1 pseudogene is annotated in these 493 nt (G+C 70.6%); it reads right to left on the reverse strand.

What is annotated here, in order from left to right:
- Positions 1–493, reverse strand: a pseudogene (locus MXD62_RS10090) (acyl-CoA dehydrogenase); the annotation flags it as partial.

Below are 493 nucleotides of genomic sequence, written 5' to 3' on the forward strand. Positions count from 1 at the left end.
CGGGTGTCGGTGAGTTCCATGGTGCCGGGGAGCAGGTCGCGGGCGGTGTCGTACAGGCGTTGCTCGGCGGTGGCGAGGAGCACCTTGTCGATCGACGTCTCCGGCCCGATCCGCCCGCCCTCGCCGAGGCGGCGCTGGGTGGCGTGCGAGCGGCAGCGGATGGTGTGCAGCGCCAGGTAGGCCGCACCCAGATCCGCGTCGTCCGTGCTGTCCCTGCTGGTCGTCTCGTCCAGCAGGCGCTCGAGCCGCTCGTAGAGGAACGCGATCCGGTGCCAGAAGCAGGTGGAGCGCTCGTGTGGCAAAAGGTCCATCGCGAGCTGCCAGCCGTCGCCGGGCTTTCCGAGCATGCGGTCGCCGGGGACGACGACGTCGTCGAAGAACACCTCGGCGAACTCGTCGATGCCGTGCATGGTGCGCAGCGGGCGGACGGTGATGCCGGGGGTGTCCATGTCGACGAAGAACGCCGTGATCCCGCCGTGGCCCGGGGCGGTGC

Origin of the sequence: Frankia sp. Mgl5, from assembly GCF_023242985.1 — a bacterium.
Lineage (GTDB): Bacteria > Actinomycetota > Actinomycetes > Frankiales > Frankiaceae > Parafrankia > Parafrankia soli.